Source organism: Rhizobium sp. BK650, assembly GCF_014195325.1.
GTDB lineage: Bacteria > Pseudomonadota > Alphaproteobacteria > Rhizobiales > Rhizobiaceae > Rhizobium.
Genome location: NZ_JACIBK010000017.1, coordinates 103,884 through 128,557, shown reverse-complemented (window position 1 = coordinate 128,557; position 24,674 = coordinate 103,884). Strand labels below are relative to the sequence as shown.

26 protein-coding genes and 3 pseudogenes are annotated in these 24,674 nt (G+C 58.3%); 20 read left to right on the top strand and 9 right to left on the bottom strand.

Features of this window, described 5'->3' with window-relative positions; genetic code table 11:
• Positions 1 to 302: transposase (locus FHX15_RS28840; RefSeq protein ID WP_184401761.1), on the top strand; the 302-nt coding region annotated here is incomplete at its 5' end.
• A 406-nt stretch (positions 303 to 708) separates the two neighbouring features.
• On the opposite strand, the gene FHX15_RS31230 is transcribed toward FHX15_RS28840, so the two are convergent.
• On the bottom strand, positions 709 to 1,161 hold the full coding sequence (locus FHX15_RS31230; RefSeq protein WP_246779123.1) for a hypothetical protein: 453 nt from the start codon (positions 1,159 to 1,161) through the stop codon (positions 709 to 711).
• Positions 1,162 to 1,249: 88 nt separating this feature from the next.
• Here FHX15_RS31230 and FHX15_RS28830 point away from each other — a divergent pair.
• The 10 genes and pseudogenes from FHX15_RS28830 to FHX15_RS31885 form a co-directional block, all read left to right on the top strand.
• Positions 1,250 to 1,849, top strand: a pseudogene (locus tag FHX15_RS28830) (transposase); the annotation flags it as partial.
• Between the two features lie 372 nt (positions 1,850 to 2,221).
• Positions 2,222 to 3,508: an IS21 family transposase gene (istA, locus tag FHX15_RS28825; RefSeq protein ID WP_184401760.1), complete on the top strand. Its 1,287-nt coding sequence runs from the start codon at positions 2,222 to 2,224 to the stop codon at positions 3,506 to 3,508.
• Positions 3,508 to 4,308, top strand: a complete 801-nt coding sequence (gene istB / locus FHX15_RS28820) for an IS21-like element ISSme2 family helper ATPase IstB (protein ID WP_184401771.1) — start codon at positions 3,508 to 3,510, stop codon at positions 4,306 to 4,308. The genes istA and istB overlap by 1 nt, the downstream gene beginning before the upstream one ends.
• Positions 4,309 to 4,717: 409 nt before the next feature.
• Positions 4,718 to 5,794, top strand: coding sequence for a PAS domain S-box protein (locus FHX15_RS28815; protein WP_184401759.1), 1,077 nt, complete (start codon positions 4,718 to 4,720; stop codon positions 5,792 to 5,794).
• A 155-nt stretch (positions 5,795 to 5,949) separates the two neighbouring features.
• The gene (locus tag FHX15_RS28810) at positions 5,950 to 6,927 is read left to right on the top strand and encodes a sensor histidine kinase (RefSeq protein ID WP_184401758.1); all 978 of its coding nucleotides are present in this window, start codon (positions 5,950 to 5,952) and stop codon (positions 6,925 to 6,927) included.
• A 5-nt stretch (positions 6,928 to 6,932) separates the two neighbouring features.
• Complete coding sequence (locus FHX15_RS28805) at positions 6,933 to 7,316, top strand: response regulator (RefSeq protein ID WP_184401757.1); 384 nt, start codon at positions 6,933 to 6,935, stop codon at positions 7,314 to 7,316.
• Positions 7,317 to 7,437: 121 nt separating this feature from the next.
• Positions 7,438 to 8,490, top strand: coding sequence for a PAS domain-containing protein (locus FHX15_RS28800; RefSeq protein WP_184401756.1), 1,053 nt, complete (start codon positions 7,438 to 7,440; stop codon positions 8,488 to 8,490).
• Between the two features lie 175 nt (positions 8,491 to 8,665).
• Positions 8,666 to 8,824: a hypothetical protein gene (locus FHX15_RS31225; RefSeq protein WP_246779122.1), complete on the top strand. Its 159-nt coding sequence runs from the start codon at positions 8,666 to 8,668 to the stop codon at positions 8,822 to 8,824.
• A pseudogene (locus tag FHX15_RS31890) lies at positions 8,824 to 8,925 on the top strand (gamma-glutamylcyclotransferase); the annotation flags it as partial. The gene FHX15_RS31225 and the pseudogene FHX15_RS31890, both read left to right, overlap by 1 nt.
• An 89-nt stretch (positions 8,926 to 9,014) precedes the next feature.
• On the top strand, positions 9,015 to 9,317 hold the full coding sequence (locus FHX15_RS31885; RefSeq protein WP_409527043.1) for a hypothetical protein: 303 nt from the start codon (positions 9,015 to 9,017) through the stop codon (positions 9,315 to 9,317).
• On the opposite strand, the gene FHX15_RS28785 is transcribed toward FHX15_RS31885, so the two are convergent.
• From FHX15_RS28785 to FHX15_RS28775, 3 genes are all read right to left on the bottom strand, one after another.
• Positions 9,248 to 9,433 (bottom strand): hypothetical protein, encoded by a 186-nt coding sequence (locus FHX15_RS28785; protein WP_184401755.1) that lies wholly within the window; start codon positions 9,431 to 9,433, stop codon positions 9,248 to 9,250. The two genes, FHX15_RS31885 and FHX15_RS28785, sit on opposite strands and share 70 nt — an antisense overlap.
• Positions 9,434 to 9,488: 55 nt before the next feature.
• Entirely contained in the window at positions 9,489 to 9,659 is a 171-nt protein-coding gene (locus FHX15_RS28780; protein WP_018114003.1) for a hypothetical protein, read from the bottom strand.
• A gap of 97 nt (positions 9,660 to 9,756) precedes the next feature.
• Complete coding sequence (locus tag FHX15_RS28775) at positions 9,757 to 9,966, bottom strand: cold-shock protein (RefSeq protein ID WP_184401754.1); 210 nt, start codon at positions 9,964 to 9,966, stop codon at positions 9,757 to 9,759.
• Positions 9,967 to 12,043: 2,077 nt separating this feature from the next.
• On the opposite strand from FHX15_RS28775, the gene FHX15_RS28770 reads away from it, so the two are divergent.
• The 9 genes and pseudogenes from FHX15_RS28770 (at position 12,044) to FHX15_RS31880 (ending at position 20,634) form a co-directional block, all read left to right on the top strand.
• Positions 12,044 to 12,289 carry a hypothetical protein gene (locus FHX15_RS28770; protein ID WP_184401753.1) on the top strand — a complete coding sequence of 82 codons (246 nt, stop codon included), beginning with the start codon at positions 12,044 to 12,046 and terminating at the stop codon, positions 12,287 to 12,289.
• A 60-nt stretch (positions 12,290 to 12,349) separates the two neighbouring features.
• A pseudogene (locus FHX15_RS28765) lies at positions 12,350 to 13,378 on the top strand (fatty acid desaturase).
• A 160-nt stretch (positions 13,379 to 13,538) separates the two neighbouring features.
• Complete coding sequence (locus tag FHX15_RS28760; protein WP_184401752.1) at positions 13,539 to 14,624, top strand: alpha/beta hydrolase family esterase; 1,086 nt, start codon at positions 13,539 to 13,541, stop codon at positions 14,622 to 14,624.
• A 139-nt stretch (positions 14,625 to 14,763) separates the two neighbouring features.
• Positions 14,764 to 15,633 (top strand): transglutaminase family protein, encoded by an 870-nt coding sequence (locus FHX15_RS28755; protein ID WP_184401751.1) that lies wholly within the window; start codon positions 14,764 to 14,766, stop codon positions 15,631 to 15,633.
• Positions 15,634 to 15,855: 222 nt separating this feature from the next.
• Positions 15,856 to 16,065: a cold-shock protein gene (locus tag FHX15_RS28750; RefSeq protein WP_184401750.1), complete on the top strand. Its 210-nt coding sequence runs from the start codon at positions 15,856 to 15,858 to the stop codon at positions 16,063 to 16,065.
• Positions 16,066 to 16,230: 165 nt separating this feature from the next.
• On the top strand, positions 16,231 to 16,455 hold the full coding sequence (locus tag FHX15_RS28745) for a hypothetical protein (protein WP_184401773.1): 225 nt from the start codon (positions 16,231 to 16,233) through the stop codon (positions 16,453 to 16,455).
• Between the two features lie 124 nt (positions 16,456 to 16,579).
• Positions 16,580 to 17,077 (top strand): hypothetical protein, encoded by a 498-nt coding sequence (locus tag FHX15_RS28740; RefSeq protein WP_184401749.1) that lies wholly within the window; start codon positions 16,580 to 16,582, stop codon positions 17,075 to 17,077.
• A 184-nt stretch (positions 17,078 to 17,261) separates the two neighbouring features.
• Positions 17,262 to 19,871 carry an autotransporter outer membrane beta-barrel domain-containing protein gene (locus tag FHX15_RS28735; protein ID WP_246779121.1) on the top strand — a complete coding sequence of 870 codons (2,610 nt, stop codon included), beginning with the start codon at positions 17,262 to 17,264 and terminating at the stop codon, positions 19,869 to 19,871.
• A 472-nt stretch (positions 19,872 to 20,343) separates the two neighbouring features.
• Positions 20,344 to 20,634, top strand: a complete 291-nt coding sequence (locus FHX15_RS31880) for a DUF982 domain-containing protein (RefSeq protein WP_409527041.1) — start codon at positions 20,344 to 20,346, stop codon at positions 20,632 to 20,634.
• Positions 20,635 to 20,875: 241 nt separating this feature from the next.
• On the opposite strand, the gene FHX15_RS28725 is transcribed toward FHX15_RS31880, so the two are convergent.
• The 5 genes from FHX15_RS28725 to ehuB form a co-directional block, all read right to left on the bottom strand.
• Entirely contained in the window at positions 20,876 to 21,250 is a 375-nt protein-coding gene (locus FHX15_RS28725; protein ID WP_312861941.1) for a VOC family protein, read from the bottom strand.
• Positions 21,251 to 21,572: 322 nt separating this feature from the next.
• Positions 21,573 to 22,352, bottom strand: a complete 780-nt coding sequence (gene ehuA / locus FHX15_RS28720; protein ID WP_184401747.1) for an ectoine/hydroxyectoine ABC transporter ATP-binding protein EhuA — start codon at positions 22,350 to 22,352, stop codon at positions 21,573 to 21,575.
• Positions 22,349 to 23,038: an ectoine/hydroxyectoine ABC transporter permease subunit EhuD gene (gene ehuD / locus FHX15_RS28715; RefSeq protein WP_184401767.1), complete on the bottom strand. Its 690-nt coding sequence runs from the start codon at positions 23,036 to 23,038 to the stop codon at positions 22,349 to 22,351. Before ehuD ends, ehuA begins: the two co-directional genes overlap by 4 nt.
• Before the next feature lie 10 nt (positions 23,039 to 23,048).
• Complete coding sequence (ehuC, locus tag FHX15_RS28710; protein WP_184401746.1) at positions 23,049 to 23,714, bottom strand: ectoine/hydroxyectoine ABC transporter permease subunit EhuC; 666 nt, start codon at positions 23,712 to 23,714, stop codon at positions 23,049 to 23,051.
• 59 nt (positions 23,715 to 23,773) lie between these two features.
• The gene (gene ehuB, locus FHX15_RS28705; RefSeq protein WP_184401745.1) at positions 23,774 to 24,625 is read right to left on the bottom strand and encodes an ectoine/hydroxyectoine ABC transporter substrate-binding protein EhuB; all 852 of its coding nucleotides are present in this window, start codon (positions 24,623 to 24,625) and stop codon (positions 23,774 to 23,776) included.
• Between the last annotated feature and the right edge of the window lie 49 nt (positions 24,626 to 24,674).

Sequence of the window (24,674 nt, the reverse complement as noted above, 5' to 3'; positions counted from 1 at the left end):
CGAAGCTTGCCAGTCTGATGGACAACGCCGAGCAAGACGTACTCGCCTACATGACCTTTCCCAAGCAGCATTGGGCCAAACTTCACTCGACCAACCCGATAGAGCGATTGAACGGCGAGATCAAACGGCGGACAGAGGTCGTCGGCATCTTCCCCAACGACGACGCTATCGTGCGCCTGGTCGGTGCGCTGCTGCTCGAACAGAACGATGAATGGGCCGTCCAGCGATCTCGCTATATGACCCTTGAGACAATCGCTACGATGAGCGATGATCCATTCATCAGCCTGCCAGCAGCAAGCTGACACTCATCCGGCCCTCTGGGATGAGCCGTGGCCGTCAAGCTACACCACTCCGTGGGACACGATCATTGATCGGTCTTGATCCGGACTCGACACTGTTCTGGTTCGCGGGCTTGGGCGGAGCCGATCACAACATATGCGGTCAAGGGAAAGCCCGGTCGAGGCAAGGAGCGTGCATGCGTTCAGGAAGTACCCAACGGCCACCAAGCTATATCAACGTGGCGCCGTCTCAGATGGCCATCATTGCCGCCTGAAGGAAAAGATCGTCCTGTCCGAAACCCGGCTCGATGACGCTGCTTTCCAGGTGCAGTAATGCAAGAACCCTCTGGTGAACGCTATTGGGTATACGCTTGTACTGCTGCGGAATGAGCCAGGCGACCCATTGCTCAAAGGTCGAATTTACCCGCTGTTAATCAAAAGTGGCCAAACGCTCGCGGACAATTTCCCGCATCTGCGCCGCCCGTTCAGCGCCGGCTGAACCGTCTGTCAGCAGGTCCGGCAGAGCAAGGTCATCCACGGCGCGCGCAAGCGTCGCCGCCAGTTCATCCATGGCCATGTCCGCCGCCGCCGCCGGAATACCCGCCGTCGCTGCAAACCGCAATTTCAGATACGGGAAAGTTACAGCATGGCGGGGAGTCATCAAGATTACTGTCACTATCGCGTATCTGAAATACGCAATAGTGACAATTATCGATATTCGAGAGCTCATCAAAATCATTAGTTGATGCCGCCGGTCATGACACGATCCATGCTGCCGGATTGGCGACCCGATGATGCCGACGCCCGGCATCCCATGCATCGGCATGAGGACGATCGGCGGCTTATATAATGAAACGAACCGGGCCCCGAAAATCCAGATCATCCTCGCGGAAACCGGAGACGGCTATCGAGGGTGCGCCGCACCTTCGGAAATTCATGGTGATGCTGTTCGAACGCGATCTGGGCACGCCATGGCAGATTATATCGGTCTCGAGGTGTCAATGAAGAGACGGCAATTTCGATCCGTCGGGCGGGCAAGCGGATCTGGCGCGGGAAGCGCGTCTGATACCTCCGTCATAACCGAACTTATCCGCATGCGAGCGTCAAATGCGGAGCGTGTGGTGTTCGAAACAGGCCCTCTCAGTATGGTTCTATCATGCGCCGCGCGCCGAGGGACTGCCGCCATCTGCGTCGATGCCCGTCATGCCAAGGCGACGCTCGACATGGCCGCCAACAAAACAGATGCCAATGACGCCGATGGGCTCGCGCACTTGGCGGAGGTGGGTTTCTTTCGCGAAGCCCGAGTAAAAGTCCTTCGACAGCATGCTTTCTCGGGCATTGGTCGCGGCTCGCACGAAACTGATGCGAAGGACTCTGGATATGGAAACCAGATTGGAGCGTTGATGAAAACGTTCAGCCTTATCGTTCCATGCAGTATGGGTGACAGGTTTGAGGTGCACGTTCGCTCCCTCCTGGCCGACAACACCGGCCTCTCCAGGATAATCCTGCCGTTACTAGAAGCGTGGGGTGGCCTGCGCCTCCTGGCGGCCGGTTTAGGGAAGCAGCTCCTTCGGACAGGCGACACGGCCGATCTCAAGGGGTTTAACCCAGCACAATTGTCCGAACTGGTATAGAAAACCTGGTAAGAGCTGAGGAATATACTGCCCGCAATTTTGGCGGGCAGCAAGAGTGCCGCCAAGCAGCGAGTACTAGTGCCTGCTGAAGCAAACGGACGTCGACGCAATCACGACGCAATCACGCTGGAAGTGGGCGTGCTGCCCGGTAGCTTTCGATCAATGTCAAACAGTGAAACATCTGCGCAACAACGTGCCAGGAGCTTGGCCCCGGCGAAAACGGTCGCGGGTTTCTGTCAGGCGAAATGAGAAACTGACCCCCTAACGAAATGGAGAACTGACCCCTCGTTTCACAACGAGGAGAGATGGATGACGAGGTTGATTTCAGCGCATCCTGCATTGTCGCGAACGATGCAGGGCGAAGATATGCTTCAGGCAGATGAGGTGGTGGCAATGTTGCGGCTGCACGCGCTTGGCTGGGGTGCCAAGCGTCTATCGAAGGAATTTGGATGTGCCCGCAATACTGTTCGCCGATATCTGCGAGAAGGCGGAGCGGCCCCATTTAAAAAGCCGGTTCGCCGCAGTGCTTTCGATGGCTTGGATGATTGGCTCCGCGAACGCTTCTTCCGACATGATGGCAATGCCGATGTGATCCGGCAGGAGCTGGCGAGCGAGCATGGAATTACGATCGGGCTGCGCTCAGTTGAGCTACGGGTGCGGGAATGGCGGCGTGAACTCAAAGCGCAGAAGCGAGCGACGGTCCGGTTCGAGACGCCGCCAGGCCGTCAATTACAGATCGATTTTGGGCAAACGCGTGTTTGGATTGGCGACGAACGAATCCGGGTAAACGTATTTGTGGCCACGCTGAGCTATTCCCGACGCATCCATATCCGTGCCTCACTGCGAGAGGGACAGACCGACTGGTTCGAGGGCATGGAAGGCGCGTTTCTTCGGTTCGGCGGCGTTCCCAGTGAGGTTCTGCTGGATAATGCGAAGGCGTTTGTCGAGCATCACGACGCGGTTAGTCGGGAGGTTCGCTTCAATGCACGGCTATGGGCATTTGCGCGTTACTGGGGCTTCGTGCCACGCGCTTGCGCTCCATACCGGGCCAGGACAAAGGGAAAGGACGAACGCGGGGTCGGCTACGTCAAGAAGAACGCCATCGCAGGTCGCCGGTTTGAGAGCTGGGCCTCGTTCGAGGCACATTTGGATCGTTGGATACGTGAGGTCGCCGATCAGCGCGACCACGGCACGACTGGTGAACCTCCAATTGAGCGCTTCGCTGGCGAGGCCGATGCCCTTCGGCCGCTGTCAGGCCGTGCACCGTTTGGACAACTGCGCGATCTTGTGCGCAAGGTGCAGGCGGACTGCGCCATCGATCTCGACACGAACAGTTATTCCGTACCCTGGCGTCTCATCGGCGAAAGCGTCCAGGTCGTTGTGCTGGCGGGTCGTGTCATCATCCGCCACGCCGGCCATGTCGTAGCTGATCATGCTCTCTGCCAGGGACGGCGACAACGGATCGTGGACCGGGCCCACTTTGTCGGCGTTGCGGGTATCGAAGGGTTGGTTCGTTCCGCTCCAGTCGAGACGACGCCAGCAGCCCTGCTGCGACCGCTCGCGGAATATGAGGCGGTGGTTGGAGGTGGCTGGTGATGACAACCGTGGATAATGATTTACTCATCGCGACGCTCGATCGCCTGAAGCTGACGGCAATCCGCGATCAACTCGACAGCCTGCTGGATGAGGCCGCCCGCTCGAAAATGACTCTGCGCGAGGCACTGGCGTTCTTGGTGTCGCGCGAGATTGCCCGGCGCGACGAGCGGCGTATCTCCATGTCGAGCAAACTGGCGCAGTTCCCCTTCGTACGTGAACTCGACGGCTTTGACTTCGAGGCACAGCCATCGGTGGATCGAGGACAGATCAGAGAGTTGGCGACCTGCCGCTGGATCGCTCACGGCGATACCGTCCTATTCCTGGGGCCACCCGGAACAGGGAAAACTCATCTTGCCGTCAATCTCGGCCGCGAGGCGATCCGCCAAAATTACAATGTCCAATTCGTGACGGCAGCCACGCTTGTCGCCATGTTGGCCAAGGCTCACAACGACGCAACCCTAGACAAGCAGTTGACGATCCTGTCACGGCCGAAACTGCTCATCATCGACGAACTCGGATATCTACCCTTCGAAGCGAACGCGGCTCACCTGTTCTTCCAACTGGTCTCCAGACGTTACGAAAAAGGCTCGATCCTGATTACCTCAAATCGATCGGTCGGAGAGTGGGGGAGCGTCTTCGGAGACCCTGTCGTCGCCACCGCGATACTGGACCGCCTGCTGCACCATTCGACAGTGATCACCATTCGAGGTGATAGCTATAGGCTTCGCGAAAAGCGTCGTTCCGGCCTTCTGCAGAAGGCCGGAACGACGCTCGAGACAAACGAAACAGCAAATCAATGAAGGGGGTCAGTTCTTCGCTGCGCCTAAGGGGTCAAATCTTCGCTTCGCTTGACAGTTTCAGCCAGCAACGTCAGTTGCAGGACCTTCCCGCCACAGGATAGATTGGCAAAGCGGCCTGGTTGGAGCAGATCGTCGTGCCCTCCAAGGTTGACCCAGGACGAGGACGATATAGGACGCCCTTGACGGGTCAGCCGCCTGAATAATTTCGAGGAGGTATCGTCAGTCTTGGAAGATGATCGGTCGAAGTCGCTGTCCGGTAGAGGAGGGTGGTGGACCGCAGGTTCACCAGGCTATATTGCAGGTACAAGATGCTTTATTTCCCGCGTCCGGGAACTATGGACTGCTTGAAAAATGCGAAACCCTCGTTCAAGTTCTTTTCGATTCACATCCGTTGGATACATGAACGCTAATGGCAGACAGAAACTATGACGGCGAGGGCGGCCGCGCCCAGGACCGTCTTCGGCAGCTTGAAGCGGGTTTCGCGGCCGCGCAGCCAGGACACGATGCGGCGGCTTTCCTCGCCGCGATCGTTGAATCTTCCGACGACGCCATCATCAGCAAGTCGCTACAGGGCATCATCACCACCTGGAACAAGAGCGCCGAGCGGGTTTTCGGGTATACCGCTGAGGAAGCCGTGGGACGGCCGATCACCATGCTGATCCCGGAGGATCGGCTGGACGAAGAGCCGGCGATCCTGGCGCGGATCAACGCAGGCGAGCGAGTCGACCACTTCGAGACGGTCCGCCGTCGCAAGGACGGTACCTTCATCGACATCTCCCTGACGATCTCGCCGATCCGCAACGGCGAGGGCAAGATCATCGGCGCATCCAAGATCGCCCGTGATATTTCGGATCGAAAGCGGGCGGCAGAACACCAAGATCTTCTGCTGCGCGAGATGCACCATCGTGTGAAGAACCTTTTCGCGATTACCGGCAGCATCATCACGCTGGCTGCACGGACGGCACAGACACCGGCCGAGCTCGCTACCGGCATGAAAGACCGGCTCGTTGCTCTGTCGAGGGCGCACGAAATGACCCTGCCAAGCTTCACCGGCGGCGAGGCGTTCGTGGCGCAGTCAACCACCCTCTTCACTCTCCTCTCCAGCTTGCTTTCCCCCTTTGAGGACAAGGAGGGCGGGCGATGGCGACTGCATGGCGAGGACGCGCAGATCAGCGCTGACAGGGTCACGAGCCTCGCACTGCTGTTTCACGAATATGCCACCAACGCGGTGAAGTACGGCGCTCTTTCTGTGCCGGAGGGGCGACTGGATGTAACCCTGAGCTCTCGGCCCGACAGCTTTGAGATCACTTGGCTGGAGTCCGATGCAAAACCCAAACGTGCGGTCGAAAGCAAAGAAACAGGGTTCGGAACGACGCTTGAGCAGATGGTGGTTCGGACCTTGAATGCGCAAGTATCGAGGGATTGGCAACCTCACGGGCTGCTGATCAGGCTCACGGTCCCGCGCGATGCATTCGCGATACCGTAATAGGCTGACAGTCAAAAGGAACTCGAGCCTAGGCTGCCCGTTCTCTTGAGTTGCAAGCGGAAAGCCGGCGGGCGTCGTATCCGACGGCCTCGCTATGGGATATATGTTAACGTCGGGCCATAAGGTGCCGGATATCGGGGAGAAGAAGACGGTCGATGATGCTGGAGGATCCATATCGCCTGCTGAGGAGCGGACATGTTCAGGCCCAGGGCATCGTCGACACGATGACCCAGCCGATCGTCGTTCTTGACCAGCGGTTTTATGTCACGACTGCCAACAACGCCTTCGTCAAGACCTTCCAAGTGGAACGTGACGATCTCCTCGGAAAAAGCTTGTTCGATCTGGGCGACGGTCAATGGGATATTCCGGAACTTCGCGATCTGATCGCGGGTGTTATTCCGAGAGCCGCCGCGGTCATCGGCTTCGAGGTTAAACACGATTTCCCGGGCATCGGACAACGTACCTTCCTGGTTGACGCCCGGCGCCTCGTCCACCCGGATGATAACAGCACCAATATCCTCGTGTTGTTCGACGACGTCACTGAGCGCCAGCGGCACGACGCGGAGATGGATTTTATCCTCTCCGAAACCCGCCATCGGATGAAGAACCTGTCTGCAGTAGTCCGCGCGCTCGCCTTGCAGACGGAGGTCGAAGGTCTAACGGCCGCGGAGTATCGCCAAACGTTCCTTGGGCGTCTCGAGGTCACTCTGCGCGCGCAGGAGATAGCCGCGCGTAATGAGGCGGTGGACCTTCATGGCCTGTTGCGGCAGGCGGTCGGAGAGGTCTGGAGCGACCGGATTACGTACGACGGCCCCGCAGTTCAGCTTGGTCCCTCCAAGATCCTCGCGGCGAGCATGATTTTCCATGAGCTTGCGACTAACGCAATCAAGTACGGAGCGCTATCGTCAGGTGAAGGTAGCGTTCGAGTTGCCTGGACGTTGGAAAAGGGACTGACGGACAAGACCTACCTGAACTGCCGATGGTCCGAACGAGATGGCCCCGCCGTTCAGCCCCCCAAGCGCAAAGGCTATGGAACCGAGATGATCGAGGGCACCGCGGCACATCTTGGCGGTAGCGTGGAACTCTTCTATGCCGTCGAAGGTTTATCTGCGATCATCAGAATACCATTGTAAGCTTCATGAACCCGTCACACGCTTCCCCTGCAAGCTCCCGCACTATCCTCGTCGTCGAGGACGAGTTTTTCATTGCGTTGGAAATCAAGACCGCGCTTACCTCGGCGGGCAATAAGGTGCTTGGGCCGGCAAGCTCGGTCGACCATGCACTTGATCTGTTGCGCGAGACGAAGCCTGATGCGGCGGTTCTCGATGTCGATCTGGCTGGTGAGCAGGTAACACCGGTGGCAATACAGCTAAACGCCCTCGGCCTTCCGTTCGTACTCGCAAGCGCCGCTGACCAAGCCGTTCTTGCCCAGAACGCCGTCCTGGCAGGCGTCCGTAACCTTGGCAAGCCGACCGACATGCGACAGCTCGCAGCGGCAGTGGCCGATATTGCGACGGCGTGAGAACGACCACGCCCGCTGATCAGCCTCCTTCAGCCTGCCCGTGAGATCCTGGTCGCCTGCCGGCGAAACATTTGTCAGTGATCGACGTTTTGACAAATCAGCCAGCAAAACAGGGTGAGCCGTGGTTGAAGCCAAGCCGTCAGACATTCATGGGGACAAGCCGGCCGCAGCGTCGACACAAGGGATGGTCGATCACAAGGAACTCGCCGCCTTCGCGTTTCAGCGAACGCGGATGCCGATCGTGGTTGCCGATGCCCGCCAGCCCGACTACCCGATTGTTCTCGCAAACGACGCTTTCCTGCACCTGACCGGTTATTCGGCGGAAGAACTCGTTGGACGGAACTGCCGGTTTCTGCAGGGAGAAGATACATCGAGGGAAGCAGTCGCCGAAATCCGTGCCATCATCGACGCGGAGCGCGAAGGTACCGTCGAGATCCTGAACTACCGCAAGGACGGAAGTGCCTTCTGGAACCAGCTATACCTCAGCCCGATCCGGGACGAGGATGGACGCCTGGCCTATTATTTCGCGTCGCAGATCGACGTCACCGAATACCGGAAGGTGCAGACGCTCGAAGAGGCGGAGCACCGCTTGCTGCTGGAGGTGGACCACAGAACGAAGAACGTTCTGGCGATCGTCGACAGCATCGTGCGCCTGACACGCTCCGACAATGCCGCCACCTATTCCGCATCCGTGCAACAGCGGGTGCAGGCGCTTGCCAGATCGCACATGCTGCTTGCCGAGAACGGCTGGCAGGAGGCCTCGCTCCACGACGTCATATCGCTGCAGGTCAGCATCTACGGCGATAAGAACGTCGAGATCAGCGGCCCGTCGGTCATGGTCCCCGCGCCGTCGGTGCAGCCACTCGGACTGGCAATGCATGAGCTTGCCGCGAACGCGGCAGTTCATGGGGCGCTCTCGCATCCTGAGGGCAGCCTGACGATCACTTGGCGACAGGTGGGAGACAACGGCTTGATCATCGAGTGGCACGAGCAGGGCGTGAGAGAAAACAACGCTGAGCCGCGAAAGGGCTTCGGTACCATTCTGCTGGGTGCGGTGCTGGAGAAGCAACTTGGCGGGAAAATAAGCCGGGAGTGGCGACACCGGAGCCTTCGCATTGCGCTCGAGCTGCCATCGCTGAAAGGCGTCGGCGCTAGCCTCAGATCGAAACCTTGAGAACGAAGTATTCCACGTGAGGCCTCATTGCGAGAATGAAGTTGAACACTGAAGTCCCAAAACTACGAGAACTCGGCGAGCACGAACGACAAGCTGTTCTGAACGCCTTGCTGTCACACTGGAGCGAACCGCGAAGTGGGCGGCTGACGAAGGAGACCACGCTCTGGAAATGGTCATGGCATCGGTAGGAAGGGCTCTCCTGTCTGTCGTGAACGACCTCTCGTCCAGCGAAGACACCCTCCTTGCCGAAGATGTAGCGATCCGTGCGCTCAATCTGATGACGACGTTCCATTGCAGGCATCCGCAATATCCCATCGGACCGGCTCTGCATTGATGAGAGTGTTCATCTACGGCACCCTGAAACGCGGCTTTCCGCTCTTCGAGAAGGGCCTTGTCGGGGCGCGGTACCTTGGCGATGTGGAGACAGTCGAACCGTATCCTCTCTATATTGCCGGCTCGTTCTACGGCCCGATGATGCTCGACCGCCGGGGGAGGGACTGCGGGTTCGCGGCGAGTTGTTCGACATCGACGAAGACCGTCTCCAAGTCCTCGACGAGCTGGAAGATGTCGATCACAAGACCAGCTTCCGCGGCACCGTCGAAGTCACTTCGGTCGGGGAGGGACAACCGTCAACGGTAATCGGATGCACGAAGACAGAGAAGTGGCGATCCGCTTCACTCCGGCTATCTTGCGGACTATCAGGAAAGGCGATTCGAGCGGTAGCTTTGAGGTACGGGATAATCGGGTGTGTCTCAGGTCACGCGCGAGAAATCGTTGTCGCTGCGTCTTCCGTCTCATTCAGCTTTTTCAGCAAGGACATGAGATGATCATTGCCCTCCTGCCCAACAGCAAACACCGGCAGCCTGCGCAGCTGGCGCGAGGCTTCCTCGTACATGGCGTAGTTGGCTCTCAACTTGGTAAGTGCTACAGCAGATTCGGTCATGCGAACTCAGCCACTTCCATGTTAACCCCCATTTGCTGTTGCGATTTCCGGGCTGTCAGCTTTTTCGAGAACCCCGACGGCTACTATCGGCCTTGCCCTTTGCCGACGATGTCTTGGCATCATAAGCCTGGCCAAAGTTCGTGCCGCCAAGATGGCCGCCGCCACTGGTGTTCTTCACCTGGCGCACTGCCCTCTGAATCTGCTGTTCGGCGCTGGTCTTTTTCATGTGAGATTCCTTTTCAACAAAAAAGGTCGAGGACATCCCTCGACCTTTCGACACGCGGTCAATGCCAGTACATCCGTGGTCAAAGACCGATTATCGGTCAGGCTGCCTGAAGATTTGCGGCGGCGCTTTTGCCTGAGCGGCCATCGGCGACGATGTCGTAGCTCAGTTTCTGGCCCTCTGAGATGAAGCTCATCCCGGCGCGTTCGACCGCGGAGATATGAACAAAGATGTCCTTGGAGCCGTCGGTCGGCTGGATAAAGCCGAAGCCTTTGGTGGTGTTGAAAAACTTTACGATGCCGGTGTTCATGACGATTATGCTTTCAATCGCACGATTAGTCGCTGTCCGGCGAGAGCCGCCGACAGTCGTTTGATCGATCTGAAAGAAAAGACCCGCCAGCTGCGTTCAATAGCAGAGCAAAGCTCTAAAAGCAAATTCGATAACCTATACATAATCTCAATGTTATGTTGTGCAAGGGCGCGGAGGCATTTTATATTTCTACGCTGTGCTCAACAATTCAGGAGCAAGCCTCACCGTCACGACTTTCCTGATGCTGAGACCGGGCATATTTACTACTAAATGAACCCAAGCAGGCCTGGCCACCACGGCTCATCCGCATCCCAATCATGACCCAGTAGGCAACAGAGGCTCGCTCCCTCAGGAGAAGAGGCGCAGGCGACAAACGGCAAGCGCAGAGGACGTGGCCGTTCATCACCAACCGTGAAAACGCTAGCGATTACGGTTTCGCTTGGGTCGCGCCGATCAAATCAGGGATGCGAGCAAGCGTCCCGTTGTGGAGGGCCGGCAGCGGCACGACCACCATGCTTTTGAGAGGAAACCGGGCCGATCTCCTCCGCACTGTGGTTGCGAGGCAGCGGGAAGGGACTTCGCAAACATTCGTCCTGCCGCTGTTAGACGGTCTGAGAGCGGATTTCGCCCCTGGATTCGATCAAGCCCAGGTCCTGAGCTGCGAATGCTGTCTTCAGCCCGGCGTGTCTAGGGCTGCTGCGCCATCCTGCTTCATCAAGGTCTTGCAGGAGCCTTGCGAGCCGGTTCGAGCGTGTCGGCGTGAATCCGGGAACGTTCGACCCATCCGAACGAGTAGAAGCGAATGGTTTTGGAAGCGTTAGCCCTCAAGGCGCTCCTCCGTCGTTCAGGCGGGAGCACTTGGTAACCCTCAGCCGCCACTGCATTGGAAGTCGTGACTCTTCCCGATTATGAAGGCCCCGTGAGAAAGTGCAAGCGGACCGAAAGGTTTGTACGAGAACGCACGAAGTCGCGCCGCCCGGGTTACCCTCCTTTGCAAGCGTTTCGACAGGGTAGGGCTTCGTGATTGATCCGAGGACTGTCAGCCGAATTGATTCGCTAATGTTCTGGATATGTGAGCAGGTGGTGATTGCCCGGTGCGGCCCGTTCCTGGGGACCGACCTCTGAGCTTTTTGGAGCCCGCAAAGCACCCCTGCGGGCTCCTTTCGTCGGCACCGGGCTGCAGCGTCAGGCGAGTAATTGGCCCATCAACGAGTTGAAGAGAAGGACGATCGCGCAGGCCGCGCGGCAACAAGGACGCCATGGTTGCCGGTGCCTCGAGGACCGCTTCGACGGCCCGACGGAGCTTTGACGCCGCCCTATTCAAAAGAGCCGACGTAACTGAAGCTCTTGTTAAAGCGGAAATTGTACCCATATATCTCTAATCGACCAATGATTGTCATGTTGAGCTGGAGCAAGGCTCCGCCCGGATTTCCCTTCAAAAGATCGATCCGTCCGGCAGGTGTCGCCGGGTGCACGGGTTTAGCCGTTCCCCGTGAGCGTCATTTTCTTCGGTGGCGGCCTTACCCCAAACAGAAGGAGGATAAGATGTCTTCCAATCAGTATCCCGCGTGTGTCTCGCAAAACCTGGTGCGAACAAGTGCTTTCGGCTATCACGAACAAGCAATGATCGCTGACTGCGTGTTAACGACGGCCGTCGTGCGAAAGCTGCCTCTGGCGAGCATGAACCGCTTTTCCACGTCTCATTGGAAAGCCCGAGCGCCGACGACGGCATAAAATCATGCCGGAATGCGCAACCTCTCAACAGACGGAATCAAAGCGCAGCAAGCTGACAAAGCCGTAATTGGGACCCGCCGCAGAAATAATTGAGCGGCGGATCAGGCGGTTTGTTGCCACTGCCCCTGCTCACCAATGAAGGAATCACAATGAACTACACATTCCGCCAATCTGCGGACAAGCTGTTTCGGGCTGCCGAGGCAGGCTCAAACGCGGAGAAACTCACGACTCTGCGAAAGGGAATGCAGCTGCGACGGCGCGAGCTGCGAGAAACGGAGCGCACCCTCAGGGAAGCCAGCCGGGTCAATGCTCAGTCCCCTTCTGCAACGTGGAGGACAACTTCTTGACCCAGTTCGACTACACAGGCGTGGCGGGCCTGTATTCGGGCAAGTCTCTCCGCGGAAGCAGGGGGCCACGCTACCGGCGTTTTGAGACGGCCGCCGAGGCTCTGCGTTTCGCGGTTGAAGACATGCCCGGCGCACAGCAACTGGGTTCTCTCCTCGAAGTCGATGAGGCGCGGTTCGACCATAGACAGATCCGGGCGCTTTACGACGCGCCGGCATATCCGCTGGCACGCCGCATCAAGTAATCCCCGTCTCCCGGCTCTTGCTACGTGCGGCGCTTATCCCAAGAACGCAATAGGTATCCGTTGACCGCAATTAAACCGTCGGCCAGCCCAGGCGCTGATCCCGAATTGGCTTGGCTCAAGATCATCGCCGGCTACCGAAAGCCCATGTTGGCGCGAAGCCTGTATGAGCTTGCCGTGACCCTCAGCCCATTCGTGCTTCTGTGGGTCACTGCGGCGATCGCGCTGCAATTCGGATACTGGATTGGCTTACTCCTGATCATTCCCGCGGCTGGCTTTTTGCTACGCATCTTCATGCCACAGCATGACTGCGGGCACGGTTCTTTCTTTGGCAAACGACGCCTGGACGATTGGACCGGCCCGCGTGCTCGGTATCTTGACGCTCACGCCCTACGACTACTGGCGATGCGCGCACAACGAGCATCATGCATCTGCCGGGAACCTGGATGAGGGCGGGGTTGGCGACATAGCAACCCTCACGGTATGTTAGTACCGCAGTCGGACCCCGATGGGTCAGCTTGGTTATCGCTTGTATCGGAATCCGTTCGTGATGTTCGGGATCGGCCCAGCCTTTCTGTTTCTCCTCAAGCAGAGGCTACCGTTCAAAATGATGCGATCGGGCGCTCGGCCCTGGGTCTCGACGATGGCAACAAACGTCGCCGTTACCGTGTTGACGGCGCTATTAATCTGGAGCGTCGGGATATCCCGTTCCTCCTGATCCATCTGCCGATCGTCCCCATTGCCGGATCCGCAGGCGTTTGGCTGTTCTACGTCCAGCATCAGTTCGAGGATACGCACTGGTCGAGACCACCGGACTGGGCTTTCCCTTACGCTGCCATGCATGGAGCCTCACACTATGATCTGCCGCCCTCCTTGCGGTGGATGAGCGGTAACATCGGCATGCATCATATTCATCATCTCTCCAGCCGGGTGCTGTTTTATCGGCTGCCTGAGGTGCTTCGAGACCATCCCGAGCTTGCAGATGTCGGCCGCATCAGCATTCGCGACAGCCTGGCCTGCGTCAAACTTGTTCTCTGGGACGAGAAGAGGCAGCGACTGATTTCCTTTGAAGAGATGGAGATGAACGCATGATGAGAGCCTGTTGCTGGCCTGGTTGCCGATCTTGTCGCTGTTGCCCACGCTGAGCAAACGGCTTGCTTCCATCACTACAAGTCTTGCAATTGTGCAGTGCAGCATTACCTAGGACATCCGGGACGTCGGTTGGCTTTCCGCGAGCAGCGAGGAAGCCACTATGACAAGTCTTTCGGATACTTTGCAGCGCCTGCAACGGTTTCGCACTGCGCCGAACATGTCTGCGGGTTCAAACCGGTTGGAGAAGCTGCAGAACCAAACCGCTAATCCCGGCGATCTCATGGGGTGGTATCGTGTTCCCGGATCCGCGGATGCATCACGTCCAATCCCGCTTGTAGTAGTCTTACATGGTTGCACCCAGACGGCTGCCGGCTACGATGCCGGGTCGGGATGGTCGAAGCTGGCCGACGAATTTGGTTTTGCTGTTCTGTTTCCGGAGCAAACCCGCCAGAACAACCCCAATCTCTGTTTCAACTGGTTTTCCGACGGCGATATCCGGCGCGACGGCGGCGAGGTCCGCTCGGTCCGTGAGATGATCGGCGTGATGATCTCCGACCACGGGATCGACCCTACGAGGGTGTTCATCACGGGACTGTCGGCTGGCGGCGCCATGGCGAATGCCATGCTTGCCGCCTATCCGGAAGTGTTTGCCGGGGGAGCGATCATTGCGGGCCTGCCCTATGGCGTTGCCTCAAGCATCCCAGAGGCGTTCGACCGGATGCGCGGTCACGGTCTACCCTCTCGTGAACGACTTCAGCAGCAACTTCGTTCGGCGTCGACGCATGCTGGACCCTGGCCGAGCATATCGGTCTGGCATGGTACGAATGACAAGACCGTGGACGACCTCAACGCCAAGGCCATAATCGACCAGTGGAAAGCCATACACGAGGTGGTCGATCGACCTTCGCGGTCTGACGTCATCGACGGACAGGAACACCACGTCTGGACGAACAAGATTGGCTTGGACGCCATTGAACTCTACCGCATCGGCGGCATGGGACACGGAACACCTATCGATACGTCAACCGGCTACGGCTCGCAGGCACCCTACATGCTCGACGTCGGCATCTCGTCGACGGAGCATATTGCCCGCACATGGGGGCTGACGCCGTCGTTTGAGCGCCGTGCGAATCCCGAGGCCGCGGGCGAAAGGCCCACCGGGGGAGCGAAGTCTGATCGCAAAATCGCGAATAACGTCTACGACGTCATAGAGAGTGCGCTGCGGTCTGCTGGGCTCATGAAATGACGCATCCCTGGCAATCGAGGGCCAGCCGCACGTCTCGCCGGATCGGCATCTTCGCAATTCCGGCTGAGCTTGGTGGCGGCGCAGCGAACTGGCGATACCTGAGCATACCCTGTCGGGTTTGTGCATGTGAGGTGCAGAAATGCCAAAACTTTCCATAGGTCATCGGACGACCTACAGCTACCGTAGCCCCGTTCAGCTCTCTCCGTACCGACTATTGCTGCGACCGCGCAAGGGGCCGGAGCTTCTGCTGCAAAGGCACCAAATTGCAGCTTCTCCCGGAGGCAGGGTTTCCTGGACAACCGATGTGTTCGGAAACGCAGTTGCGACCATGACGTTCCCGGAGCCGACCCAACAGCTCGAAATCGTCAGCCGTGCGGATGTCGACGTGAAATCGGAAGCCTGGCCCGTGTTCGATATCGCTGCGCCGGCCGCAACCTACCCCTTCCTTTATGACGATCAGGACTGGAAGGATCTTGGCGCCCTCAGGGATGTTCAGTATCCCGACGCGTCTGGCGAATTGCAGCAGTGGGTCAAGGGCTTCGTCATGGGGAATTCGGCCGATACGCTGTCGCTGTTGAAGGATCTTAGTGCCGGGGTTTCAAACGGCGTCGCCTATCAGGCGCGCGATACAGAAAGAACGCAGCCTCCGTTGGAGACCATTTCATTGCGGTCCGGGAGCTGCCGGGATCTTGCGACGCTCTTTGCCGAAAGTGTCCGGGTTCTTGGCCTCGGGGCGAGGATCGTGTCCGGATATCTCTACGACCCGGCGCGCAGCCTCGTCGGTTCGTCGCCGGGGAGCTCGACCCATGCATGGGTTGAAGTATTCCTTCCGGGTGCGGGATGGATCGCCTTCGACCCGACAAACAGGAGCATGGGCAGCGCCAATCTGATCCCCGTGGCAGTCGCGCGTGACATTACCCAGCTCATGTCGGTATCGGGAACGTTCATCGGTCCCGCCGGCGCATTTCAATCGCTCGACGTCGCCGTGGACATCGCCTTCATTGGCTGATGAAACGTGCACGAAAGCTGGAAACGCTGTGATCCTACATGAACCGGATTTAAATCAGACGCGTCCCTTGCAAAATCAGAACTTGTACCTATATGATGTTTATCGACCATTGCTTGTGATGTTGGTCCGGAGCTTAGCTCCCGTCGGATTTCCTCTCAAATCATCGATCTTCCCCGCAAGGCATCGCGGGACCCCCAACGATTGCTTTGAAAGGAAATCGTCATGACTACTGGTACCGTAAAATGGTTCAACTCCACCAAGGGCTTCGGCTTCATCCAACCGGACAATGGTGGCACGGACGTCTTCGTCCACGCGTCTGCCGTCGAGCGTGCCGGAATGCGATCGCTAACGGATGGCCAGAAGATCTCCTACGAGGTTGTTCAGGACCGCAAGTCCGGCAAAAGCTCGGCCGAAAATCTTCAGGCAGCTTAAGGATTTCATTCGCTGCGCTGACCACGGATGTACTGGCAGCAGAGCTGAGTGACTGTGAGAGGTCGGGCTAGCGCCCGGCCTTTTTGTTTTCTGGTCGGCTTTTCCGGCCTGATCAACCGTCGACCGCTTGGATGCGTCCAAGCCGCAGACCGAAAGAAGATTATCATGACCATGACCAAGCAGGTATTTTTCAGGTCCGAAAAGGTTTCCGCGCGAGACAAGGCTGCGACCACGAGTGACGTCGCGCGGCAGATCATTGAAACGGAAGCGGCTGACCGGATCCGCAAAAACGCGCGCCTTCGCCAGCTGCGCGAAGCTCAGCCATTCGAGCTGAAAACGGTTCGTCAAGCGCGCCGCGGGATGATCCCGGTCGTCGGACCGACACGTTAACGGAAGGAGAGGATATGTCTCCCACTCACAAAACTGTTTCGCCAAGCTATTCCGGCGCCGCTCCAACAATCGTCGCCGTAATCAGCTTTGTTTTTGTTCTATTCTTGATCACGGAGGGCTGGCTTTGGTGAACATAACCGGCATGAAGCAGTCTCTCTTGCGCAGGCTTCTTAAAAGAGCGGACTATGCGACGCTTGACCTGAAGCCCGAGGCGGGAGCGGACCACGCGGCGGAGACCACTCTCATCCAGCAGATCCGGGCCGGCATGATCGCTCCCGAGGATTATCCCGCGTCTACTAGCACAGGCGAGGCGCAAGCGGGAGGCGAGCAGGCAAGTTCCCTGAACGAGATGAACCGTACGCGGGAGGGCTTCGATACGGAAGAGCAGATGGAATTCGCCGTGAGCTCCAATGGCGACCGCTGGTTTCTGTGCTGCCAGAGCAAGGGTGACGCCGCCTTCGTCCTGCATCGCGCCAATCTGGCGTCGGGCGGGCACGAGACACGCAGATCCGTCGACGCATTCCTTAATCTAAAACCCATTGGGCCCGAACATGAGGCCCTGCGAGCGCTGCTCAGACGATCGATGGAGGCAGAATCCTGCGACATTGAACAACGATTCTGACAATTCTTAATGCGTCACATGCGCTAATTGAGCGCCTTGTTGCCATCAAGCAACAACTCACCCCGCCTGGCATGAAAAATCCTACTTTAGGTGGGTCGAAACCTTGCGCATCAGGACGAAGCATCGCAGAAAAAGCACATCCTTAAATCGCATTTCATATTAGAAGCAACTTATAGAGGCGAGTATGGGCTTCGGTGCCGTCGGAAAAGACATTCGCGCGAAAACCGGCCTTCTTGCGAGCGTCAATCTCGCTCTGCTGGCGTTCTTCTGCTGGCCCCCATCGGCTGCGACCGCGAGGGAGTACCGGGTCAGCAACGAGACGGAGTTGCGCGACGCCATTACAGCGGCGAACACAGATGGCGAGAGCAGTGCAATCATCAAACTGACATCTACGTTCCCGCTCAGCGGGGCAGTCCTTCCGACCCCTGCCAAGCCGATCACCATCTACACGCAGGGCTTCAATACCGGCAATCTCCAATTCAACAATACCGGCGGCCAGACACTGACCATCGAAGGTTCACTCCTGGGCGGTACCGGTCAACGCGGTATCGCCATTTCAACCAGCACGCCGTCAGTTTTGATCAATAATGGCTCGATCGCAGGCGGCCCCGATGGGACGGCCACGACGAGCACCGGCGCGAATTTGAGCGCCACCACGTTTACCAACAACGGCACGGTCACCGGCGGCTCGAATTCCGGCGCCGGAAGCGGCGGCTTCGGACTTCAAAGCCAGCGTGGGACCAACACCACCAACAATGGCCTCATCCAGGGCGGAAGCAGCGCAACCGGCAATGGCGCAGCAGGTGTCTTTCTGGGTGGCATTGCCGGGGCTCTCAATATTTTGACAAATAACGGCACCATCCGTGGCGGCAACGGTGTCAACGGCGCTGTTTTTGCCGGCGAAGGCGTGCATATGCGCACCAACGGATTTCTCATCAACAACGGCACGATCGAAGGTGGCAGCAATGCCTATGGCGTGACCGTTCAGATGGCAGGCGGAACGATTATCAACAGCGGCACCATTCGTGCCGGTGCGGGCATGGCGGATGCCATCGTCACATCCAATCCCGCCTCCAGCATGATCCTGGAGCTTCACGCAGGCTCCAACATCATCGGCAATGTCGTCGGCAATGCCACATTGTCGGATACGCTGCGCCTCGGCGGCGCGGGGAGCGACACATTTGACATCTCCAAGATCGGCGCCGCCCAGCAATATCAGAACTTCGACACGTTCGAGAAGACCGGCAGCAGCACCTGGCTTCTGACCGGCAACGGCACGGTAGCGACGAACTGGACGATCTATGACGGCACGCTGCTGATCGGCGACCACACAACGCCGACGTCGGTCATCGGCGATATCACCAATTTCGGCAGGCTCGGCGGCAGCGGAACCATCATCGGCGATGTCAGCAATTCCGGCACGGTCGCCCCCGGCAATTCGATCGGTACGCTGACAATATCAGGCAACTATACCGGCAATGGCGGTACGCTCGATATCGAGAGCGTGCTCGGCGGCGATGCCTCGCCGACCGACCGCCTCGTCGTCACCGGCAATACGGCAGGCACGACCAATGTGCGCGTCACCAATCTCGGCGGCGGTGGCGCGCAGACCGTCGAGGGCATCAAGATCGTCGATGTCGGCGGCACCTCGGCCGGAACATTTTCACTGCTTGGCGACTATGTCTTCCAGGGCGATCAGGCCGCAGTCGGCGGCGCCTATGCCTACCGGCTGTACCAGAACGGCATATCGACACCTGCCGACGGCGACTGGTATCTTCGCTCGGCGCTTATCGATCCCGCCGGAGCGGTGATCGGACCCGTCTACCAGCCGGGCGTTCCCCTCTACGAAGCCTATCCGCAGCTGCTGCTCGCCCTCAACGGATTGTCGACGCTGCAACAGCGCCTCGGCGACCGCTATTGGCCTGGAGGCAGCGCGGCGGCATCGGCCAGAGGACCTGACAATGTCTGGCTGCGCACCGAGGGCATGCATGCCGGCATCGAGCCGGACAAAGGCACGACCGTCGACAGCTACGATTATAACCTGTTCAAGCTGGAGGGCGGTCTCGACGGCGAGCTTTATCAGGACAAGGGCGGCCGGCTGATCGGCGGCCTGACCGTCCATTACGGCACGATATCAGGCAATATCGACTCCCTCTACGGCAATGGCGATATCGACACGACCGGTTTCGGGCTCGGCGCGACGCTGACCTGGTATGGCGACAAAGGCTTCTATGTCGATGCCCAGAGCCGGGCCACCTGGTATAACACCGACCTGAAATCCAATCTCGTCGATGGCGCCATGGAAAGCGGCAACAACGGCTCCGGCTATGCGCTGAGCCTCGAGGCCGGCCGGCGCTTTGCAGCCTCCGGCCCATGGTCGATCACGCCCCAGGCACAGCTCGTTTATTCCTCCGTCGATTTCGACACGTTCAACGATCGGTTCGGCGCACGTGTTTCGCTCCACGACGGCGACAGCCTGCTCGGCCGGCTCGGCGTGGCGCTCGACCGCGAGGAAAGCGTCCAGCGCGCCGATGGTCAGACGGCGCGGGCGAAAATCTACAGCATAGCAAATCTCTACGGCGAGTTCCTGGATGGCACTGCAGTCGATGTCTCCGGCTCCGGTTTCGAAAGCAAGAATGATCCAATCTGGGCCGGCCTGACCCTTGGCGGCAGCTACAGTTGGAGTGAGGAACGGTTCTCTCTCTACGGCGAAGTCGCGGCAAAATCCTCGCTGAAAGACTTCGGCGACAGCTATGCGCTCAGCGGCACCGCCGGTTTGCGGGTGAAGTGGTAAAAGGCGCGTGCCGGCGATTCTGACGGTCGACACAATTGTGCTGAGATCGCTCGCATCATAGTAGTGGTCGCTGCCACTCCTTCCCTTGCGGATCGCTATGCCATCGCACCCAATGAAGCGTATAGTACTCCAGTCGGCGATCTTAGCAGGGCGAGGCCGATTGGGAGATCAGACGTGCTCTTGCCTTAGGTGGTGCCACGATAATGTCTCTAAACCTTTTGAATCTTCCCGAACTCTCCGAACGGCACATAGAGATGCTCGCGACGGTAATAGCCGACTGGTGCGACGCGAACTCCATCGACGCAGGCGCCGATTGCGCGCAAGCCGCATACGCCGCCGCCGTTGATCTTTTAAGTGCAAACACAGACTTGTCAGCGGGTCGGTTGCGACAGGCACTCGACCTCCGGATGGCTGAGAACAATCGTGCGGAACCTTCGTCGTAGACGCTAGTTGGGACGAGCAGGCGCTCCTTTTGGCGGGTTTGCCCGCCGGCGATGGAGCGTGTATTTTGTGGACGAGTATCGTTATTCTACATTTGCGAAAGCCGAGTACCGTGAGATCGGCCAAACACGCGTTCGATCTCCTATCGGCCCGTTGGCCAGTCTCTGACGGAAAGGCTTACATCGCCGCCCTTGAAGCCTGGGAAGGCGTCGATGACCGACATGTTTCAGACGAAAGTGCCCGGGAGTTGTTCTTGTTGGCGTTGAAGGAAGACCCCCTACTCGGCCGATATGGAACGGAAGGAGGACCAAAGCCGGACTGAAAGTTGCCGCCTGCTCAACGAAGAACGGCGCTGTCTCCTCAGCCTTCTTCCTCAACCCAAGGCACGACACGGAGCTTTTGCCATATTTTGATCCATCGATTGACCTTCTGCTCGTAAACCTCCTGCCCGATCGGGCTGTTGTTGGGACGGACAATGTGGTGGATTCCAGCATCGCTTCACATTCTACCAACCGGACAGGCCTGCAAAGCTGGGTCGCGCTAATCGCGACCGTGTTTCGCGATCACCTCTGCTCCATAAGTTCCAATCTATTGCCGAACGGATCATTGACATATCGACGATTGAAGCCATCCAGTGGCTGATCGGTGATTGTCGAGTACCCGGCACCTTCCAACCGTGCGGCCAACTGAGACAGGTCGTCGACAAGGAGGCCCGGATGCGCCTTTCGCGCGGGAACGAAGTCCGCTTCGACACCGAGATGGATTTTAACCCCATCTCCTTCGAACCAGCACCCTCCTCTGGCGCCGAGGTGCGTTGGCTTTGGAACCTCCCGAAGGCCAAGCAATCCCTCGTAGAATGCCCGAGCTTTGTCTTCCTCGCCCGGTGGCATCGCGATCTGTATGTGATCTATCCCAATGATGTGCAAATCGGCCTCCACTGGCTATCCCAGCCACTTCATCGATGATGAAAACCGCACCCTACACGCAACTGGCCGTTACTTAGGAGTTTAGTGATGGATTAACATCCGGATTTTAACTCGGGTCCCGGTTCGAATTGGTTCAAGGGGGCCATATTTTTCTCGGTGGCGAATCTCGAATTAAATGCCGCGCTGTCTTGTTAAACTGCACAACCGCGCTTTCGGTCTTCAAGTCTCTATGTCCTTTTTTTAAGACGTGGATGAATGCGGCGAACTTGTGTTTGCGAAAGGCCGATGGCAACTGGACGGCCTGAAACGCGATTCGGTTGCTGGATTGCCCGTGTTATCCAAGAACCGATGATAGAAATTCGCGAGTCCTCTCCGCTTTCGGCGCCGCGAATATCTGGTCCGGAGCACCCTGTTCGCAGATACGGCCCTTGTCGAAGAAGCAGACGCGATCCGACACTTCGCGGGCAAACCGCATCTCATGGGTGACGAGCAGCATGGTTAGATCATGTTCATGGGCCAGCCCGCGGATGACGGAAAGCACTTCCCCCACCAGTTGCGGATCCAGCGCCGAAGTCGGTTCATCGAAAAGCAGAATCCGCGGCCGCATTGCAAGCGCTCGCGCAATTGCCACGCGCTGCTGCTGTCCCCCGGAAAGCTGCACCGGGTAGTGGTCCTTCTTGTCAGCCAGCCCAACCATCTGAAGCAGCTCTATTGCTCGCGCCTCCGCTTCCCCCCGTGCCATTCCCAGTACGCGTACCGGCGCTTCGACAACGTTACGAAGAACGGTCATATGAGGAAAGAGATTGAAGCTCTGGAAGACCATGCCGACATGATTGCGAATTTGGCGCAGGTGTTTTTCCGACGCCCGGAACGGGCCTCTGCCGTCCGGCTCGTGATAGGGAATACCGGCAATCGTCAACCTGCCTTCCTGAAACGGCTCGAGTGTCATGAGAATGCGCAGGACCGTCGATTTGCCGGAGCCCGACGGCCCGATCAGCGTGACCTTTTCGCCTTTCGCGACACTGAAGTTAAAGTTGTCGAGTACGGTTAGAATACCGAAACGCTTGGTGACATCGCGGAATTCGATGATGGGTTGCTCGGAGGTATCGGTCATCGCAAGGGTATTCCCGCTTTAGGAAGAGCTTTCTGCATGCGGTGGAGGCCGGCCGAGCAGATCAGCGTCAGGAAAAGGAAGATCACGCCGACAAGCGTCAGCGGTACGAGATATTCGAACGTGCGCTCGCCGATCATGTTGGCAAGCCCCATCATTTCGAGAACGGTAACGACGGAAAGAACCGGCGTTTCCTTGATCATCGCGACGAGATAGTTGCCCATCGCCGGCACGATGCGCGGAATAGTCTGCGGAATGACGACGTCGCGATAGGTTTGCATTCGTGACAGGTTGAGGGCGGTTGCTGCTTCCCACTGTCCATGCGGAATGGCTTCGATGCCGCCACGATAGACTTCAGACGTATAGGCCGCATATTGCAGACCGAGTGCCAGTGCGCCGGTGAGAAAGGCGGGGAGCACAATACCGAAATCAGGCAGCACATAGTAGAGAAAGAACAGTTGCACCAGAAGCGGCGTATCGCGCAGAAACTCGACGATGAAGGCTGTCGTCCAAGAGATCACCATGATCCGGCTGCGGCGTAGCAAAGCGAAGATCAGGCCAAGCACCAGCGCAATCCCAAAGCCAGCAGCTGCCGCCTTTAACGTGACCGTCAAACCAATCAGGATGATCGGTAGAATCGAGGTCGTATAGGTAATCCAGGTTGTTGTGTCCCATTCGTAACCATACATCGAATTGTCCTCACGAATGGCCGCCGCGGGGGAAGACATCGCCGCGTCGTACGAAACGTTCGATCACGCGAACGGCCGCCATCAGGACAAGCGACATGGCGAAGTAGCACACGAGCGTGACCGAATAGATGCTTGCGCTATCGAGCGTGATGTTGCGGATGGATTGGGCCGCGAAGGTAAGATCGGCAATCGAGATCAACGACACAAGTGAGGACAGCTTCAACGTCTCGATCGCGAGGTTGCCGAAGGCCGGCATCATTTCGACGACGGCCTGTGGCAGCGAAATGCGAAAGAGGGTCTGGACACGGTTGAAGTTCAAAGCGCGCGCGGCTTCCAACTGCTGCGCGGAGACTGACAAGAGGCCGCCGCGCACGATTTCAGCGCCATAGCCGCCGACATGGGCGGCCAATACCAGAATGCCGGTGGTGATCGGATCGAAACTCAGGCCGACCAGCGGCAGCGCGTAATAGAACCAGAACAGCTGGACGAACAGCGACGTTCCGCGAAACACCTCCGTATAACACAGCGCGAAGGCCGAAAGGATCGGTCCACCTTCGACGCGCAGGATGCCGAAGACGAAGGCGAGCAGCGCGCCGCAGACGATCGCTGCCAGGGTGATCGTCATCGTCACGATAGCGCCGTGCCAAAGCATCGGAAGATAGGCTGTCCAGCTCATCTGGATTCTCTCCGACTGAAAGCAGGTGGCGCCCAATCAGCGACCGGGCGCCTTTGTCGTTACTTGCCGGCGCAGAGATCGGCGACGTTCTTTTCTGCTGCTGCCGCAATGCTCTGTTCCGAAAGACCGTATTTCATGAGGATCTTCTTGTAGTCGTCCGTCTTTCGGAACGCGACGAGGGCAGCGTTGAACGCATCGCGCAGTTCCTTGTCTTCCGGACGGAAGGCAAAGCCGCCATAGTTGCGCACCGGTGCGCCCTTGACGATTGGATCCTTGAACGGCGTGACCTGCTCGACATTGGTCTGGTCCTTGGCAAGCGCGGAGACAGTCAGCTCGGTGGCCGCATAGGCATCGACACGGCTCTGTACGGTCGGGATGGCATCGGCGTTCGCCGGAATGAAGACGATCTGGTCGTCCTTGACGCCGACGGCACGCAGGAAGTCGACATTGTTTGCACCCGAAACCACCGCGACCTTCAACGACGGGTCTTTGGCGATGTCGGCATAGGTGGTCAGGCCCTTCGGATTGCCCTTCTTGACCAGCAGTCCCTCACCGTAGGACGAGTTGGGTTCGGTGAAGGCGACCTGCTTGCAACGTTCGGGAGATATATTCTGCTCGGCGGCTGCAAAGTCGAAGCGACGCGCCTTAAGACCCGGGATGAGCGTGCCGAAGGGCGTCACTGTCCAGTTGATGTCCTCGATGCCCATGGATTTCAGGACGGCATTGGCAACGTCCGGGCCGATACCGGCAGAGGTGCCGTCCGGCTGCATATAGGAGTAGGGGACCTCGTTGGCCGTGGCGGCCCGGATGAATCCTTGTTTTTTGGCTTCTTCGACGGTCAGCGCGCTGGCCGACGTGACGCCGATGCCGAGCGCAAGCGCGGAAAGGCAAATGATTTTTGAAATGCGCATTCGAATTCTCCTCTGGTTAAGGTTTTGTGGTCCGTTTTCGGATCTCACG

Coding starts and splice junctions, on each gene's coding strand:
- FHX15_RS28805 (WP_184401757.1), top strand. CDS start 6,933: ATGAACCCGTCACACGCTTCCCCTGCAAGCTCCCGCACTATCCTCGTC.
- FHX15_RS31225 (WP_246779122.1), top strand. CDS start 8,666: ATGGCATCGGTAGGAAGGGCTCTCCTGTCTGTCGTGAACGACCTCTCG.
- ehuC (WP_184401746.1), bottom strand. CDS start 23,714: ATGAGCTGGACAGCCTATCTTCCGATGCTTTGGCACGGCGCTATCGTG.
- FHX15_RS28815 (WP_184401759.1), top strand. CDS start 4,718: ATGGCAGACAGAAACTATGACGGCGAGGGCGGCCGCGCCCAGGACCGT.
- FHX15_RS28785 (WP_184401755.1), bottom strand. CDS start 9,433: ATGACCGAATCTGCTGTAGCACTTACCAAGTTGAGAGCCAACTACGCC.
- ehuB (WP_184401745.1), bottom strand. CDS start 24,625: ATGCGCATTTCAAAAATCATTTGCCTTTCCGCGCTTGCGCTCGGCATC.
- FHX15_RS28775 (WP_184401754.1), bottom strand. CDS start 9,966: ATGAACACCGGCATCGTAAAGTTTTTCAACACCACCAAAGGCTTCGGC.
- ehuD (WP_184401767.1), bottom strand. CDS start 23,038: ATGTATGGTTACGAATGGGACACAACAACCTGGATTACCTATACGACC.
- FHX15_RS28745 (WP_184401773.1), top strand. CDS start 16,231: ATGACCATGACCAAGCAGGTATTTTTCAGGTCCGAAAAGGTTTCCGCG.
- FHX15_RS28755 (WP_184401751.1), top strand. CDS start 14,764: ATGCCAAAACTTTCCATAGGTCATCGGACGACCTACAGCTACCGTAGC.
- FHX15_RS28780 (WP_018114003.1), bottom strand. CDS start 9,659: ATGAAAAAGACCAGCGCCGAACAGCAGATTCAGAGGGCAGTGCGCCAG.
- FHX15_RS28810 (WP_184401758.1), top strand. CDS start 5,950: ATGATGCTGGAGGATCCATATCGCCTGCTGAGGAGCGGACATGTTCAG.
- ehuA (WP_184401747.1), bottom strand. CDS start 22,352: ATGACCGATACCTCCGAGCAACCCATCATCGAATTCCGCGATGTCACC.
- FHX15_RS28760 (WP_184401752.1), top strand. CDS start 13,539: ATGACAAGTCTTTCGGATACTTTGCAGCGCCTGCAACGGTTTCGCACT.
- FHX15_RS28735 (WP_246779121.1), top strand. CDS start 17,262: ATGGGCTTCGGTGCCGTCGGAAAAGACATTCGCGCGAAAACCGGCCTT.
- FHX15_RS28750 (WP_184401750.1), top strand. CDS start 15,856: ATGACTACTGGTACCGTAAAATGGTTCAACTCCACCAAGGGCTTCGGC.
- istA (WP_184401760.1), top strand. CDS start 2,222: ATGACGAGGTTGATTTCAGCGCATCCTGCATTGTCGCGAACGATGCAG.
- FHX15_RS31230 (WP_246779123.1), bottom strand. CDS start 1,161: ATGATCTGGATTTTCGGGGCCCGGTTCGTTTCATTATATAAGCCGCCG.
- istB (WP_184401771.1), top strand. CDS start 3,508: ATGACAACCGTGGATAATGATTTACTCATCGCGACGCTCGATCGCCTG.